This is a genomic window from uncultured Mesonia sp., assembly GCA_947499595.1.
GTDB lineage: Bacteria > Bacteroidota > Bacteroidia > Flavobacteriales > Flavobacteriaceae > Mesonia > Mesonia sediminis.
Window position 1 is genome coordinate 1 of record CANMOY010000002.1, and the last position, 15,704, is coordinate 15,704.

Consider the following 15,704-nt stretch of genomic DNA (forward strand, 5'->3'; position numbering starts at 1 on the left):
ATATCAGCAATAATGTCTTGCTGAAAGTCTTTCTGAAACTCCAGTTCCTCAATCTTTTCCTTTAACTTTTTAATTTCATCGTTTTTACTCATACCATTACTTTGTTGTACTAAGGTACTGTATTTTCTTAACCAATAGGTAATAGTTGTTCTAGGAACATCATATTTTTTGGAAGCTTGCGTGCTAGAGATGTGTCCGGTTAGAATTTGGTCAACGACTAAAAGTTTGGTTTCTAGATTGACTTTTTGATAGCTTTTTTTTCGCCAGTGGTCTTTTTTTATTTTCATAAGTGACTATAATTAAGGGTTTAATTTTTAGTCAACCTATTTCAGGAAAGTTCAAAATGGAAAAGTGATACAACGAAGCCAGTTCACGCAGAATATTCAAAACAATGCGCAACGCGTTTATAAAAACGAGCGCCTTTATAAAAAACGACAGGCCTTGGTAGAACATCCTTATGGCACATTAAAAAGGCAATGGGGATTTGACCATATTATGACCAAAAAAGGAATAAAGGCAGCCAGTGCAGATTTAGGGCTAATGATGTTAGCTTATAACTTGAAAAGGATCTTGAAGTTAATTAAGCAGAAGAAATTGTGCTTCACCAATGTCAAAACCACTATTTATCACCTAGAAATGCAACTAGCACTCATTTTAAACTGTTTTTACGCCCCTAAAAATCATTTTCAAAAAATATTGACTCCTCGATAAATTTCATAAAAATCAGAAAAATAGTATTTTTAAGAGCATTAATTGGTAGTTTTGAGACTGACTGCCGTTATGATATATAAAAAAGCATTTTTTCTACTAGCCGCAATTATTATCATTACAAGTTGCGGAACCTCTAAGCCAAAATCCTATCCTGACTATGTTTTAGGAGTTGAAGAAAATACCAAGACAAAAAAATTTTATAGAGATAGTTTAAATGTAGTTACTCCTTCTATTGAAATATACATAAGAGTAAATAAAACAAGTCACCCAAAATATGATGATCGGGAATTGGTGAAAAATTTTGTAATTGAAACACTAAAATTAGAATTACCTAAAAGCGAATATTATGAGTTGAATTTGATGTCAAAAGATTATTCAACCGTAAATAAAGCATTAGAAATTATCCTATCTAAGAAACACAAAAACCCAGAATGGATTGTTGCAGCACCCAATGAAATTTTAATTTCTGAAAGTAAATACACCCTACTAATATCCATTACCGGTAGTTATGGTGATTCATATCGTGGCGTATTATTTTGCTCTGTAATTAATAATAAGGATAAAATTATTGAGTATGTAGAAAGATATACTCTTAATGGAAGTCCGTTAAATAAAAACAAAATTCAGAAAAGAATTAAAAAAGCAATAGCAGAAATAGTATATAAGCAACAGTATAAATTACGGCTTAAACTTCAACTCAAAACTTAAAGTTTCACTCGTTTTTTTAGAGCTGATCTTTTTTCCTTTGGATATAGAAGAATAGTCAAAAAGAGGCACTTCTAAAGATCTTTTTTTCGCTGCTGCGGAATAATATTTATCTCTAGAAGGATGAATTGGATAAACACCATGAAAAATTCCAGAAGTTGACTTTTCAACCAATCGAATTAACAATCTTATTGCATCATTTTGCTCTATAAGATTTACCGGAGCATCAGGATTCTTCATATTTTCTCTTCCTGCCAAATATTTTACAGGGTGCCTATCTTCTCCTACCAAACCTCCAAAACGAACAACTGCCGTTATAAAATTCTCGCTGCTTTGCCAAAGATTTTCCACTTCTATCAACTGTTGAGCGGTAGAAGAGGTTGCGTTAGGAATATCATTTTCTTTGTAAGTTGGAAAATTTTCTTCCTCTTCAAAAATCGAAGTCGAACTTACATAAATTACGTGCTTTACCTCACTCTTTTCTACTTCCGTAAAAAGGTGATTCATTTTTTTTACAAAATTTTCTTTTGGGTTTTTTCGCAAGCCTGGAGGCACATCTATAATTAGACAATTAATGTCCTGTAAAAACTCATCTACCTCGCCTATAATTGAATCTTCAGTAAGTTTCACAACGTGAGCTGAAATACCAATATCTCGCAGCTTATTTATTTTACTTTTTCGAGTAGTTGTACCTTTTACTCGATAACCCAATCGCAAAAGTTCTTTAGCCAAGGGAAGGCCTAACCAGCCACAACCTAATATTCCTATTACCGGTTTTTCTTTCATTTTTGTTTATTTTTAAACTCTAAATACTCTTTGTCTTTGCGTTTAAAATCAAAAAAAGCTACCAAACAACCAAAAAGGCTATGCGTTAGCAAAAAAAAGAACCAACGCAATGCATTGAGTTCACTCATTTGAAAATTGGCATTTACCAATTCAATAAAAGTGGATACTGGAAGGGCAAAGATCAAAAATCCGTAAAGAAAAACATAGTATCTGGGCGACTGTCGCTTTTTCTCCCATTGCGCTATTCGTTTCTTAAAATCCTTTGACATAAGTTTATTTTAATTCTATAATTTGTTGGGTTATGATGGCATCATTTAAAATAAAAGGCTTTGGCATTTGGTCTGTGCTTCGTGGTTTAATCGTAAATTTTTGCTGACTTAATAGGTTGTTACTTGCTTCAAACAGCGTTAATTGAGCCGGCTTGTCTTTGGGTAATTCAATTTCTATTCTCAACGTATCATTATCCACCACATAGTAGGTTAATAAAGACTCTCGTTTATTTTTATAGTACGCTAAAGCGGAATTTTTAATCGTTTTTTCATTTATCTTAAGACTTAAAACCTCAAGATCTTTAGGCTTAGTAATCTCAATTCGATTAAGGTCACGCTGAGGTGTAATAGTTAGTTTATATCTTGTACTGATTGAATTTGAATCTTTACTTTTTATGCTTACTTGGGCGGGTTTAAATGGGAGAATGGGCGCTTGTTTTTCAAAAGTAAAAGGCATTTGGTATTTACTATCAAACAAACTGGCTTTTTGTATGCGATCTTGAGCATCAAAAATTTGCTGAGTAAAACTATCAAGATGCTCGTCATAACTGTACCAGTTAGCCTGATTTTCATTTACATCAAAAACATAAAGCAAACTATTGGGTTTAGGTCGTAGTTCATTAAAGTCACTTTTTAAATGAATAACAATTAAAGCCAACAATCCGATAAAAATAAAAGCAAAACCTACCGGTTTTTTATACTCTAATTCTAACCACGAAGCTTGCCACCCGACAAAGATAAAATATATAAGTAAGGCACTTACAGGCAGCACATTTAACCCTAATCCGACTGGAAAAAATTGAACTAAAGGCGCAAAAATTAAAAGTGAAGGAAGGCCAAAAAGAGCTAAGAGAAATAGGTTTTTAATTTGAAAAAGACGCAAACCGAAGGCTGCCAAAGCAAAGTAAAATGCAAAAATAAAATAAAACGCTCCGGGTAATATAAAAGCTATTAAAGTACAAATCAATAAAATCAACACAATTCCTGGTAAAAGTGTGCTGGTGCGCTGATTAAAATTTGAGCTTTTTTTAGGATAAGATAAAAAATGAGCTAAAGCCAAACTCAGGGCACTAATAGCCAAAATATACCAATGTCCATTATAAGTAAAACCGTTTAAATTTTCTTGAACACTGGGGTAAATTAGTTTAGAAACAAACCATATGAGCCAAGAAAAACCTAGACCTAATATCAAGAAAAGTAGTAAGCTCTTGAATGATTTTGCTACCTCTGCAAAAGAAATTAATTTTTGCCTAAATCCGTAAAGGCATAAGGCGATTAATACTATCCAACCCAAAATTAATAAGGGTAAAATATAAGCAAATGGAAAGTAAACCATATCAACAACAGGAAGATCAAAGTAAACCATATCTTCCTCACTTGGTAATGTCGCCAAGTCAATCTCTGCAAAGTGCGGTAAAAGTTGTTCCAAATAACTAGCTTGATGCAACAAAGAAGTATCATCTAAATTCTTTGCCGTGTCATTTGCCGTGTGATAATCAAAATGATCATCAATAAAAGCAAAGAAAAAACTAGGTATATCTTTTTGTTCTCTAAAAACAGTTGCATCAGTATCGTTGGGTAGTTTTTTATAAACACTATACATTAGTGAGTTGGCTAATGGGTATTTTGTTTTAGCCTTTGAGAACTCACTTATTAAAGTTTTGTTACCACTATTACTTTCTATTATAGTATTTGAGGGACCCCCGCTTCCTCTAGCTTCAAAATTGAGCACTAGCCCAATCTCATCTGCCCAAGGATGATCATCAACAAATAGGGCAGCTCCGTTTAAGCCTACCTCTTCTGCATCGGTAAATAAAATAATGATATCATTTTTAGGCTTATTTTCTTGAGCCAAAAAATTCCTCAAAACCTCTAAAATTGTTGCTACTCCAGATGCGGCATCACTAGCGCCAAATGAAGAGTGCACGGCACTATCATAGTGCGTCATAACTAGAAGAGCCTTTCTATCTGGTTCACTACCCTCTATTCGAGTAATTATATTTTCTGGAGCAGTAAATTGACCCACTTCATTTAAGACATAATCTTTTTGTGTATGAACACTTAGACCTAAAGATTGTAATTGCTCTACTATATATTTTTTTACTTGACCGTGGTAAGAAGTTCCGATACTATGCGGCTCTTTAGCAATTATCTTTATATGTTGTTTAGCCTTCTCTAAATCGAAATGCTCTAGCTGACTATCATTTTTTGGAGTAAGGCTATAAAAACTATAAAAACAAACTCCAACAAAGAGTAAGTATACCAACAGGCTGCTGATTTTTTTTTTCATATCAAGAGTTGTTTTTTACCAAAGCAAAATAATCGTTTTCAAGAGGCAAATAACCTTGATCATAGACAAAATAATAAACCGTTCCTTTCTTTGTGGTGTAAATACTGGTAAAATAAGTAAAATCAAAACCTAAGTTTTCTAGTTTGTGCTTAGTAGTTTTAGATTTCTTTTCGGGATTTAAGCGCTGCAGTATACGGTAGTTCTTGCGCAATCTATTGTTCACATTACGCATAAGGTTATTAGCGTCTTTATTAAGTCGGTTATTATAGGCGTTTCTGCAGTAATCACCACAAAATTTTTTATCTGCGCGGCCGCGCATGGCCTCACCACACTCTACACATTGTTTTTGCATAGTTTAAATATACTAATTTTTAAAGCAAAAACAACGCATAAAAAAAGCACCATAAAAATGGTGCTTTAAGAAAACTTAAAATAATAAATATTATTCAATCACGCGAACTTCTGTCGCAGTCATTCCTTTTCTTCCTTCACTTTCAACGTACTCTACACGGTCCCCTTCGTTCAAAGAGTCACCTTCTAAACCAGTTACGTGCACAAAGATATCTCTACCTGTATCTTCGTTTGTAATAAAACCATAACCTTTTGATTCGTTGAAAAATTTAACTGTACCTTCCATTGTAAAAATAAAATAATTAATAATGCACAAAAGTACAATATAAATTGACAAACCAATTTTTTTAATCCAAATTATTTTCTTTTTTTTTATAGAATTTTAAATCATCAACCCTTTTTTCTTTCATTTTTTTAATATTTTCAGGGGTTAGCATATAATCTTTTAGACTCCTACTTTTTGATCTTTGGTACAAAAAAAGTGGCATTACAATAAATATTCCTAAAACTAGCGAAGAACCTATTAGAACATTTGCCAATTTTTCATTTATTTCATTTTGCTGCATAATTAAGCCTGCTGCTAAGCCCGAAACCATTAAAATAAATAAGAGTTTAATTGCTGTTTTCATTGGATTATTAATAAGTGATTAATTTTCGGCGGTAAGCCGTTAAAAGTTTAGATTTAGAAACAAAACCTACATATTTTCCCTGTTTAAGAACAGGGAGATTCCACGCAGCACTGTTTTGAAATTTCAACATAATTTGTTGCATATGATCTTGCTCATAGTCTATAAAATCTGGCGGGTCGTGCATCAAAAACTCAACTAAAACAGATTCATATTTGTCTTGGTCAAACATAATATCTCTAATATCATCTAATGTAATTACACCTATCAATTTCTCATCCTCATCGACCACTGGATACAAGTTTCTTTTTGACTTTACCACGGCCTTAAATAGCATATCTTTTAAAGTCATCCCAGGTTTTAAGATAATGAAATTAGTTTCTATAATCGAATCCAAATTCAATAAAGTTAAAACCGATTGATCTTTATCTAAAGTTAGCAGTGCGTTCTTTTCTTTTAGTTCTTTAGTGTAAATATTACTTTCTTGATAAGATTTTGAAATCATAAAGGCGGTACCCACAACAAGCATCAAGGGTATAAATAATTGATAACCGCCAGTGACTTCGGCTATTAAAAACATTGCTGTTAAGGGTGCTTGCAAGACCCCTGCCATAAGTCCGGCCATACCCAACATAGCAAAATTATTGCTAGGTAAGATAAAACCTAATTGTTTGCAGAAATTAACGTAAAAACTACCCAAAACCGTTCCTAAAAACAATACGGGAGCAAAGACTCCTCCTACCCCTCCACCACTTAAGGTTACGGCGGTTGCTAATGGTTTTAAGAATATCAAACCTGCCATTAAACTTAATACCACCCAAGTAGACTGTTGGTCTGGAAAAAGAAAGCTGTCTAAAGCCGTTTCATAATCCTGACTAATGATATTATTCATAAACTCAAAACCTTCACCATATAAAGGTGGAACCAAATAGGTTAAAACGCCCAAAATTATACCGGCTAGGATAACGCGAAATATTGGTTTTTGTACTTTACGGAATTGATTCTCGGTTTTAAAATAAACCATTGTAAAATAGATGGAAACCATTCCGGCAAAAAGGCCTAAAAAAATATAAAAAAGTAAGTTACTTATTTCAAAATTTTGAATCTCATTGAGGTTTACGATATACTGCTCTCCTATGAGTAACAATCTTGTAAGAACCGCCGAAACCGATGCAATGAGTAAGGGTAACATAGAAGTAAAGGTCAATTCTAGACTAAAAACTTCTAAAGCAAATAGAATAGCCGCAATAGGCGCCTTAAAAATAGCTGAAAGCGATCCAGCTGCGGCACACACCAACAAAAGTTTTCTGGTTTGAGCTTTCATATGAAAAAGGTCACTTATGCCAGAACCAAAAGCAGCTCCCGTTGCAACAGATGGACCTTCTAACCCAACAGAACCACCAAAACCTACTGTTAACGGTGCGGTAATTAAAGAAGTAAATAAATTAGATCGATTTACTTTACCCTCCTTTTTGCTCATAGCAAACAAAGCCATGGGTATTCCGTGCGCTACTTTGGTCTTGATTACTATTTTTTTTACTAAAAAGGTAAGTAAAAGACCTATCAAAGGAAAAATAAAATACCAATAACGATGGTAACTAGCCACTACTCCATCTTCAAAGATTGCAGATATAAAATGCGTTAAATTCTTAAGTATTACAGCAGAAAACCCTGCCGCCAAACCAATCAGTATAGCCAAGAAGTTGATAAAATTCTTATCTGAAATATTTTTATATCGCCATTTTAAAAAGCGCTTAAAGAATTTCTTATTACTTGGCATGGTTTAAACAATTTAACGGCCTTACCTAAAATAGCAAAAAAAACCTGCTTTCGCAGGATTTTTTTTATAGGGTTACTTTTAGGTTTAACTCTTTTAGTTGTTCTTCATCTAAGGGCGCCGGGGCATCTATCATTACATCTCGACCGGCATTGTTTTTAGGAAAAGCAATAAAGTCTCTTATACTTTCTTGCCCACCTAGAATTGCCACCAATCTATCTAAGCCAAAAGCTAAACCACCGTGCGGTGGGGCTCCATATTGAAAAGCCTCCATTAAGAATCCAAATTGTGCCTGAGCTTCTTCAGGGGTAAAGCCTAAATAGTCAAACATTTTAGATTGTGTTTCTTTATCGAAAATTCGTATTGAACCTCCTCCTATTTCATTCCCGTTGAGCACCAGATCATAGGCATTGGCTTTTACGGCTCCTGGGTCTGTTGCTAATAAAGCTAATTGGCCCGGTTTTGGGGCTGTGAAAGGATGGTGCATGGCGTGGTAACGTTTGGTTTCTTCATCCCATTCAAGCAAAGGAAAATCGATTACCCATAGCGGTGCAAATTCATCGGGTTTTCTAAGACCTAAGCGTTCGGCCATTTCCATACGTAAGGCACTGAGTTGCGCACGTACTTTTGCTGTTTCTCCAGACAATATACATATTAGATCGCCTGGTTTAGCCTGCGTTTTCTTGGCCCAAGCTTCTAAATCCGATGCATCGTAAAACTTATCTACAGAAGACTTAAAACTACCATCTTTATTATATTTTACGTAAACCATTCCTTGTGCTCCTAATTGTGGCCTTTGCACCCATTTAATCAATTTGTCAATTTCTTTGCGACTATAATCGGCGGCACCTGGTACAGCAATACCCACTACTAATTCGGCATCATTAAATACTTTAAACGCTTTATGTTTAGCTACGTCATTCAATTCGCCAAACTGCATTCCAAACCGAATATCTGGCTTATCATTACCATATAAGCGCATGGCTTCATCATAGGTGATTCTAGGAAATTTCTCAACGTCTACCCCGTTGATTTCTTTTAACAGGTGCTTAGTAAGCGATTCGAATATATTAAGAACATCCTCCTGCTCTACAAAAGCCATTTCACAATCAATTTGTGTAAATTCTGGCTGCCGATCTGCGCGCAAGTCTTCGTCCCTAAAACATTTTACGATTTGAAAATATTTGTCTAAGCCACCCACCATTAGCAGTTGCTTAAAAGTTTGCGGACTTTGTGGTAGTGCGTAAAATTCACCTTCATTCATACGACTGGGCACTACAAAATCTCTGGCGCCTTCTGGTGTTGACTTAATTAAATAAGGTGTTTCTACCTCGATAAAACCTTGGTTTGCCAGAAAGTTTCTAACTGCCATACTTACTTGGTGACGAAAAACTAGCTTATTTTTAACAGGATTTCGTCTAATATCAAGGTATCGAAATTTCATGCGTAAGTCTTCCCCGCCATCGGTTTCATCTTCAATGGTAAAAGGTGGTGTTTTTGCGGCATTTAACACCTCTAACTCCTGCACGAGAATCTCTATTTCTCCGGTTGGCAGGTTTGGGTTTTTAGATTCTCGCTCAATTACTTGACCTTTAATTTGAACTACAAATTCACGCCCTAAGGTTTTAGCCAAATCCATTACAGATTCTGGAGTGCGTTCTTCGTCAAAGATTAGCTGGGTAATTCCGTAGCGATCTCGCAAATCAACCCATATCATAAATCCTTTATCTCTTACTTTTTGCACCCAACCAGATAGTGTAACCTGTTGACCTTTATCTTGAATCCGTAAAGACTCGTTTGTATGTGTTCTGTACATTTTTTGCCGAAATTTTTGACAAAAATAAGAAGTAACTTAATCTCATGCTACCAATTTAGAAAATAAAAATGTATGTAGATTAAAATAACATAAAAGTTCAACCTTATGAATTACAGCATTTTAAACACCCAATGTTAAGTTTATGTTACCAAATGGTTTATTTATTGTAAATTATGATTATCTTAGATAATAAGTTATAAAAGAAATACAGATGAAAAATTTAATTTTAGGTACGTTTCTCTTGGCAGGAACAACACTTTTTGCGCAAAAAATATCTCCAGATTTCGAACAAGAGGATACCGTGATAAAAGGTACATTTTATTATGAAGATGGAGCAGTAAAACAAGAAGGGACTTATAAAAATGGAAAACTACATGGGCAATGGGTTATGTATGCGCCAGATGGATCTAAAATGGCGATCGCCCATTATGAAAAAGGCAAGAAAGTTGGGCAATGGTTTTACTATCAAGACCAGAGTTTAACACAAATAAATTATACCGACAATAGGATTGCAGAAGTGAGCCAGTGGAAAGATAGAAAAATCGTCTACATTCCATCTAAAGAATAAATAATTTAAGGCTGCCAATATTGGTAGCTTTTTTTTAGGCACGGTCTTTTCTAATTTAAAACAAAAGGTATAGGCCAATGCATCCTTACGCACTATGAAAACGGTATAGACGTGTATTGTGAAGAAAATTAATGATTGGAAGCTGGCTTTTTGTATTTTTGAATTAAGAAAATAGATTTATGTTAGAAAAAGAAAATATTGAATATGAAAAATCTGTGCTTATTGGGATTATTACGCAGCATCAAGACGAAGAAAAATCCCGAGAGTATCTTGATGAATTAGAGTTTTTGACTTACACGGCTGGCGGAGAAGTATTAAAACGCTTTACCCAAAAATTAGATGTTCCTAATCCAAAAACGTTTATTGGGACCGGCAAGATGGAAGAAGTAAAACAATTTGTAGATGCCAATGATATAGGAACAGCTATTTTTGATGATGAATTGAGCCCAGCTCAACAGAAAAACATTGAGAAAATTTTAAAATGTAAGGTGGTCGATCGTACTTATCTTATTCTTGATATTTTTGCCCAACGTGCGAAAACCAGTTATGCCCGTACGCAGGTAGAATTGGCACAATATGAATATTTGTTGCCTCGACTAGCGGGATTGTGGACACACTTAGAAAGACAGCGAGGAGGTATTGGAATGCGCGGACCCGGTGAAACCGAAATAGAGACCGATAGACGTATAGTGCGCGATAAAATATCGCAATTAAAAGACAAGCTTAAGACCATAGACAAACAGATGTCTGTGCAACGTGGCAATCGTGGACAGCTGGTTCGTGCTGCTTTAGTTGGGTATACCAATGTAGGCAAATCAACATTAATGAATGTAATTAGCAAAAGTGATGTTTTCGCAGAGAACAAATTGTTTGCAACTTTAGATACTACGGTACGTAAAGTAGTAATACGCAATCTTCCTTTCTTATTAACCGATACTGTTGGATTTATAAGAAAACTACCCACCCAATTGGTTGAATCTTTTAAGTCTACTCTAGACGAAGTGCGTGAGGCAGATTTGTTATTGCATGTTGTCGATATATCGCATCCTAACTTTGAGGATCATATTGAATCGGTAAATCAAATTTTAAGTGAGATTGAAGGCAAAGACAAACCTACTATTATGGTCTTTAATAAGATTGATGCCTATGAACCAGAAACCATTGATGAAGATGATTTAATAACCGAAAAAACTAAGGCTCATTATTCTCTTGCAGAATGGAAACGAACATGGATGAATAAAGTGGGTGATGATGTACTCTTTATTTCAGCTATAAATAAAGAAAATATAGAGGAGTTTAGAAAAAAGGTCTACGAGGCTGTTCGTGAAATTCATATCACTCGATTCCCATATAACAATTTCTTGTATCCTGAATATGATGCGTATACCGGAGAAGAGCAATAAAAAAAGCGGCCAAATGGCCGCTTTTTTTTACCTACTTGTAGCAATTTTAATTATTCAAAATCTACCGTAATGTTGTTTAGCTCGTATGTCCCATCTTGAGCTTGTTGAGTGCTTCCAATATATTTGAAGGCAATATAGGCTTTCCCTTCTATACAAGAAAGATCAACAACTCCAGAACTCACTACATTTTTGTAAAATTCACCATCATCAACAACTGTGGCCGCAGACAATTCGCCCCAATCGGCGTCATTAATAGTATTTACGTCGCCATCCCAGTTAGTAGACAACACCACTCTTAGGTTACTATCGTCTGAAAAACTATTTGAAGTATCAAACATAAGCGTTTCGTTGTCTTGTGTATCGAAGTCTATTTGTGGTGTAATTAACCATGCAATATTGCTTTGGTCACCTGAGTTAAATGCTTGCATTCTAACAGCTTTACCCATTGAAGGTACATTTTCGCTATCGGTAAAAACCTCCCAAGAACGCGAACCTGCTTCTGCATAGTTTACCCATCCACTTATATTTGCAGGACCGTTTGCCTGAGCTTCAAAATCTTCATTTAAAATATTTTGACTTCCTTGAGTAGCTGCGATACCACAATCATAAGTAAGCGGATCGCAACGTTCTGCATTCATATTATAATCGGCCGGTGAATTTATAGCGATAATATATTTTTCATCGCGATAATCCCTAGATAACACTCCGTTTAAGGTACCACTGCCCTTAGGTAATTTTAAGCCTTTAAAATCGGCAAAAGTACTTGTACTTAAAGTGGTTGTAGCATCAGCTGTACAACTCTCTAGAATACGCTCGCCATCAAAACTATCTTCAGATTCAGAAGCAAAACTTAAATTTGCATCTATTTGTGCTTTGGTAAACTGCACATTATCCAATTGGATGAATAAGTTCTCATAAGCATCAGAAAACTGATTTATACTGATAGGTAACGGAACTATTTCGGCTATTTCTGTACTTCTTATGATTTGCTTTTCAAACTGAGCAGGTGCTTCATCAATAAAATTACCATCGGGCACTCCTAAGGTTACCACACCGTTAGAAACCCCTATAGTAAATCCGTCAAGGCCAACATAAATCTTTTGTCCTACTTGATAACGGGTAAATAAAGAGTTTACAAATAAAGCAACTTTAATACCCGCTGTTGGGTTTTCTGGTTTGTTCTGTAAAATAATCTCTCTAAAAAAGTTACCTGCTTCGTCTGAAGAAATCACGTAACCTTCTAAATATTGGTTGGTTTCTGAAAAAGTAAATTGCTCGCTATCGTTTTGAGCAAACTCACCTAGAACAGACTCAATAGAAACGATTGTACCAGGAATCTCAATATCTTTAACATCTGTATTAGGCACATCGTAATCATCATCTTGCACACAAGAAGTGGCAAATCCTGCTAAAATTAGCGAAAGGAATAAGAATTTTGTGAATGGTATGGTTTTCATAATCGTGTTGTATTTTCTAATTAAAATCTTAAGTATAAATTTAAATAATAGGTTGTTCCGTAACCAAAGAAGTAGCGGTTACCAAAAATTGGTCCGTTTTCACGGCCTTTATCTTCGGCTAAATTGGTAAAGTTAGAATTTCTAGATTGCTCAAAACCACCCGTTTTATATTCTGTATCAAAAACGTTATTTATGGTCGCAAAGAAACCAACAAAATATTGATTTATTTTCCAAGATTTACCACCAACGATGTTTACTAAAGTGTAATCGCCAAAGTTTTCTTGGGCTAGCAATTGTTTTGCTTTGGCAGGATCATAGTCATTTCTAGGTAAGCCGTCATAATCTAAATCGAAGTTAGCCGATCTGTTCAATGAAGAGATGTCAATGTAAGCATCGTCAAAGTAATTTGCCGTTACACCAATCCACCAGTAGTCTGGATCTCTATATTCAAAACCTACTTGAAAAGCTTTTTCTGGTCCTCCAGCAACGTGATAGTCTTTTAAATTTGTCTTGCCATCACCAAAGCGAACTTCACCTTTTTCGTTTACATTTGGCATAGCAGGATTAAAGTCATCACTGGTTAAATATAGATCTGGATTATTAGTATAGACATATTGACCGTATGATCCCGCAGCCTTAAGCTTAATGGTAGGGGTAACTTGGGCTTCTATACCAAACTCTGCTCCCATATTTCTTCTATCAATACCGGTAACCACTTCTTGCACAAAAGCGTCTCCTTCATCTATACCAAAACCAGAAAGATCTTGCGTAAAGTAGAAACCAATATCTGTACCGTCTTGAAAACCAGTATAAAAACCAGTTAATCTTGCTTTCACTTTTGGAGTTCTATAAATATAACTCAAGTCTGCTGAAGTAATTTTCTCTGATTCTAGCCCGGTTACAACATTATTATTTTGTCTAGCATTACTAAAAGAGTTTCTTATACTAGGAGCTGTGGTGTAATATCCTGTATTAGCGCTAACTAAATGACGACCTGAAACTTTATAAGTAGCTCCGGCTTTTGCGCCAAAATTAGTGAAATCTAATTTCTCACTTTTACCAAAACTATTATCTAAAAAGTAACCGTTTTTATACTTACCATCCCGTTGGTAAGTTGTATTTGAAACGTTTCCGGCGATATAGCCATCTACCCTTTTGTACTTGAACTGGGCTTGTGCAAATGCAGTAGCAACATTAGCTCTAATATCATAATTGTATTTATAGCGGTCTCCTTCTCTAGCAATTCTATTAGGATTGTTGACATCACTTTGCGCCAAATCATTGATTCCTGAAGTTTCGATATTTTGAGGCTCTTCGGCAAAGAAGTCAACATCTAAATAGCCAGTACCTCCCAATAAATCTTTAACTTCGGCATAGTTCTCACTGAGTAAACCTCTGTAATTTAAAGAGGCGTTTAAAGTAATATTCTGGTTCACGTCTGAGGTAAAAATGGTATTTGCCGTAAACTGGGTATCATCTTGTCTGTCGTTTTGGATAATATAAATAGAATTTCCACCCTTTGCCCTAGCTATAGCATTGGCCTCATATAAGCGGTTCCAATTAAGCTGTCCGTCATTTACAAAGGCCTCTCTAGCTAAGTATGCAGCTTGATAATCTTTTGCTTCTGGGTTAGGAAAACGCAAATGATAACTGGGTAGATTTTGGTAATATTCTGGTGTAGGGTTATTGCTTCCGCCAACATAGCTTATTTGCCCATCGCTACTTTCGACGATACGCGTACCTCCGTTATCAATTCTCGAGTTGGCAATTTTACCGGTTTGAAAAGCCACGTTGGTATTTAATCTAGATTTATCTGAAATGTCCCAAAAGTGATTTAACATAACAACGGGCTCTTCTATTTCTTTAACTCTAGAATTTCTAATTTCTCCATCTTGATTTCCCCATAAAGGATTGTATTCAATACCTTTTAGGTCTTTAACCTCTTGCGTAATAGCCGTTGCTTTTCCTCGTCTATTAGGCGTAAAAAAAGCAGTTAAATTTAGGCTATGATTGGGATTAATTTGTTTTTCAACTGCAGCAAAAAATGAATTAGCGTCATAAAGTGTACCGTCTTTAAAGCCTTCCTCACCAAATCGGCGTGAAGCTAAAAAAGTATAAGACCAACCATTATTTAAAAGACCAGAGCTGTAGCTTGCCATCACTCTGCCTTGGTAGGAACGGTTTGAAGCAGCATAAGAAACACGTCCTCCTTTTCTGTATTGTGAAGCGCGCATAATCATATTGGTTGTACCAGCAACACCACCAAAAGTATATTCATTAGCCTCTAGGCCCATGGTGAAAATTTGGTTTCGCTGTACATCATTCAATCCGCCCCAGCTAGACCATTGCGGTCTACCGTCAAATTGCTTGTTCATTTCGATACCATTTATTAGTACTTTACCATTTTCATTATCAAAACCTCTAGGTCTAAAAAAGGTTGCACTAAAATCAAAAGCAGCAGCATTAAGATAAGTATCTCGAGAAGCTTGTAAAAGTCCCGATAAGTTTGAAGCTGAACTTTCGTCTTCATCTAACTCACTTGCGCTAAGTGAAATTACACCTATTTGCAAATTTTCCTCATTTACATCTACCTTTAAACTTATGGTTTCAAGATCTAAGGTAGCGTTTTCATTAATGATTACGGGAAAACGTTTACTGATGTAGCCCTCTTTTACAAAAGAGATAACCTGCTCGCCCAAGGGCAAATCAAAACGGTCAAAAATAAATTCTCCCTTTGCATTGGTTTTTAAACTAAGTGTGGTTTCTTCAACACTTACTTCTACATCGGGTAATTCTTCATTGGTAATTGCGTCAACAACTTTCCCCTTAACTATGGTTTGCGCCCATAGACTAGAAGAAATAATCATTAAAGCAAAAAGAAATAATCCTTTTTTCATTTTCTTAATGTAGTTTTCTTAATTATTAAACTATTTGTGCCTAATTTA

15 protein-coding genes are annotated in these 15,704 nt (G+C 35.2%); 4 read left to right on the plus strand and 11 right to left on the minus strand.

Annotated elements, in window-relative coordinates; all coding sequences use genetic code 11:
* Positions 1 to 287 (minus strand): transposase (locus ACH2AZ_RS02185; RefSeq protein WP_394906448.1); only part of this gene is annotated, 287 nt, incomplete at its 3' end.
* Between the two features lie 64 nt (positions 288 to 351).
* Between ACH2AZ_RS02185 and ACH2AZ_RS02190 the strand changes: the two genes are divergently transcribed.
* Both ACH2AZ_RS02190 and ACH2AZ_RS02195 read left to right on the plus strand, forming a co-directional pair.
* Entirely contained in the window at positions 352 to 711 is a 360-nt protein-coding gene (locus ACH2AZ_RS02190; protein WP_394906449.1) for a transposase, read from the plus strand.
* Between the two features lie 51 nt (positions 712 to 762).
* The gene (locus ACH2AZ_RS02195) at positions 763 to 1,419 is read left to right on the plus strand and encodes a hypothetical protein (RefSeq protein ID WP_394906450.1); all 657 of its coding nucleotides are present in this window, start codon (positions 763 to 765) and stop codon (positions 1,417 to 1,419) included.
* On the opposite strand, the gene ACH2AZ_RS02200 is transcribed toward ACH2AZ_RS02195, so the two are convergent.
* The 8 genes from ACH2AZ_RS02200 to aspS form a co-directional block, all read right to left on the minus strand.
* Positions 1,390 to 2,202 (minus strand): NAD-dependent epimerase/dehydratase family protein, encoded by an 813-nt coding sequence (locus tag ACH2AZ_RS02200; protein ID WP_147861693.1) that lies wholly within the window; start codon positions 2,200 to 2,202, stop codon positions 1,390 to 1,392. The two genes, ACH2AZ_RS02195 and ACH2AZ_RS02200, sit on opposite strands and share 30 nt — an antisense overlap.
* Positions 2,199 to 2,471: a hypothetical protein gene (locus tag ACH2AZ_RS02205; protein ID WP_379047617.1), complete on the minus strand. Its 273-nt coding sequence runs from the start codon at positions 2,469 to 2,471 to the stop codon at positions 2,199 to 2,201. The genes ACH2AZ_RS02200 and ACH2AZ_RS02205 overlap by 4 nt, the downstream gene beginning before the upstream one ends.
* A gap of 4 nt (positions 2,472 to 2,475) precedes the next feature.
* Entirely contained in the window at positions 2,476 to 4,761 is a 2,286-nt protein-coding gene (locus tag ACH2AZ_RS02210; RefSeq protein WP_394906451.1) for a M20/M25/M40 family metallo-hydrolase, read from the minus strand.
* 1 nt (position 4,762) lies between these two features.
* The gene (locus ACH2AZ_RS02215; RefSeq protein ID WP_394906452.1) at positions 4,763 to 5,113 is read right to left on the minus strand and encodes a hypothetical protein; all 351 of its coding nucleotides are present in this window, start codon (positions 5,111 to 5,113) and stop codon (positions 4,763 to 4,765) included.
* A 90-nt stretch (positions 5,114 to 5,203) separates the two neighbouring features.
* Complete coding sequence (locus tag ACH2AZ_RS02220) at positions 5,204 to 5,398, minus strand: cold-shock protein (protein ID WP_147862006.1); 195 nt, start codon at positions 5,396 to 5,398, stop codon at positions 5,204 to 5,206.
* A gap of 61 nt (positions 5,399 to 5,459) precedes the next feature.
* A complete protein-coding gene (locus tag ACH2AZ_RS02225) occupies positions 5,460 to 5,741 on the minus strand; it encodes a hypothetical protein (protein ID WP_394906453.1) in 282 nt (93 codons plus the stop codon).
* Positions 5,742 to 5,748: 7 nt separating this feature from the next.
* Complete coding sequence (locus ACH2AZ_RS02230) at positions 5,749 to 7,518, minus strand: chloride channel protein (RefSeq protein ID WP_394906454.1); 1,770 nt, start codon at positions 7,516 to 7,518, stop codon at positions 5,749 to 5,751.
* A 64-nt stretch (positions 7,519 to 7,582) separates the two neighbouring features.
* Complete coding sequence (gene aspS, locus ACH2AZ_RS02235; RefSeq protein WP_394906455.1) at positions 7,583 to 9,331, minus strand: aspartate--tRNA ligase; 1,749 nt, start codon at positions 9,329 to 9,331, stop codon at positions 7,583 to 7,585.
* 211 nt (positions 9,332 to 9,542) lie between these two features.
* On the opposite strand from aspS, the gene ACH2AZ_RS02240 reads away from it, so the two are divergent.
* Together ACH2AZ_RS02240 and hflX are read left to right on the plus strand one after the other, a co-directional pair.
* A complete protein-coding gene (locus ACH2AZ_RS02240) occupies positions 9,543 to 9,899 on the plus strand; it encodes a toxin-antitoxin system YwqK family antitoxin (protein WP_394906456.1) in 357 nt (118 codons plus the stop codon).
* A 179-nt stretch (positions 9,900 to 10,078) separates the two neighbouring features.
* On the plus strand, positions 10,079 to 11,302 hold the full coding sequence (gene hflX, locus ACH2AZ_RS02245) for a GTPase HflX (RefSeq protein ID WP_394906457.1): 1,224 nt from the start codon (positions 10,079 to 10,081) through the stop codon (positions 11,300 to 11,302).
* Positions 11,303 to 11,352: 50 nt separating this feature from the next.
* Here hflX and ACH2AZ_RS02250 read toward each other — a convergent pair whose 3' ends face one another.
* Together ACH2AZ_RS02250 and ACH2AZ_RS02255 are read right to left on the minus strand one after the other, a co-directional pair.
* Positions 11,353 to 12,759 (minus strand): DUF5689 domain-containing protein, encoded by a 1,407-nt coding sequence (locus ACH2AZ_RS02250; protein ID WP_394906458.1) that lies wholly within the window; start codon positions 12,757 to 12,759, stop codon positions 11,353 to 11,355.
* Between the two features lie 20 nt (positions 12,760 to 12,779).
* Positions 12,780 to 15,656 carry a carboxypeptidase-like regulatory domain-containing protein gene (locus ACH2AZ_RS02255; RefSeq protein ID WP_394906459.1) on the minus strand — a complete coding sequence of 959 codons (2,877 nt, stop codon included), beginning with the start codon at positions 15,654 to 15,656 and terminating at the stop codon, positions 12,780 to 12,782.
* Positions 15,657 to 15,704: the final 48 nt, after the last annotated feature.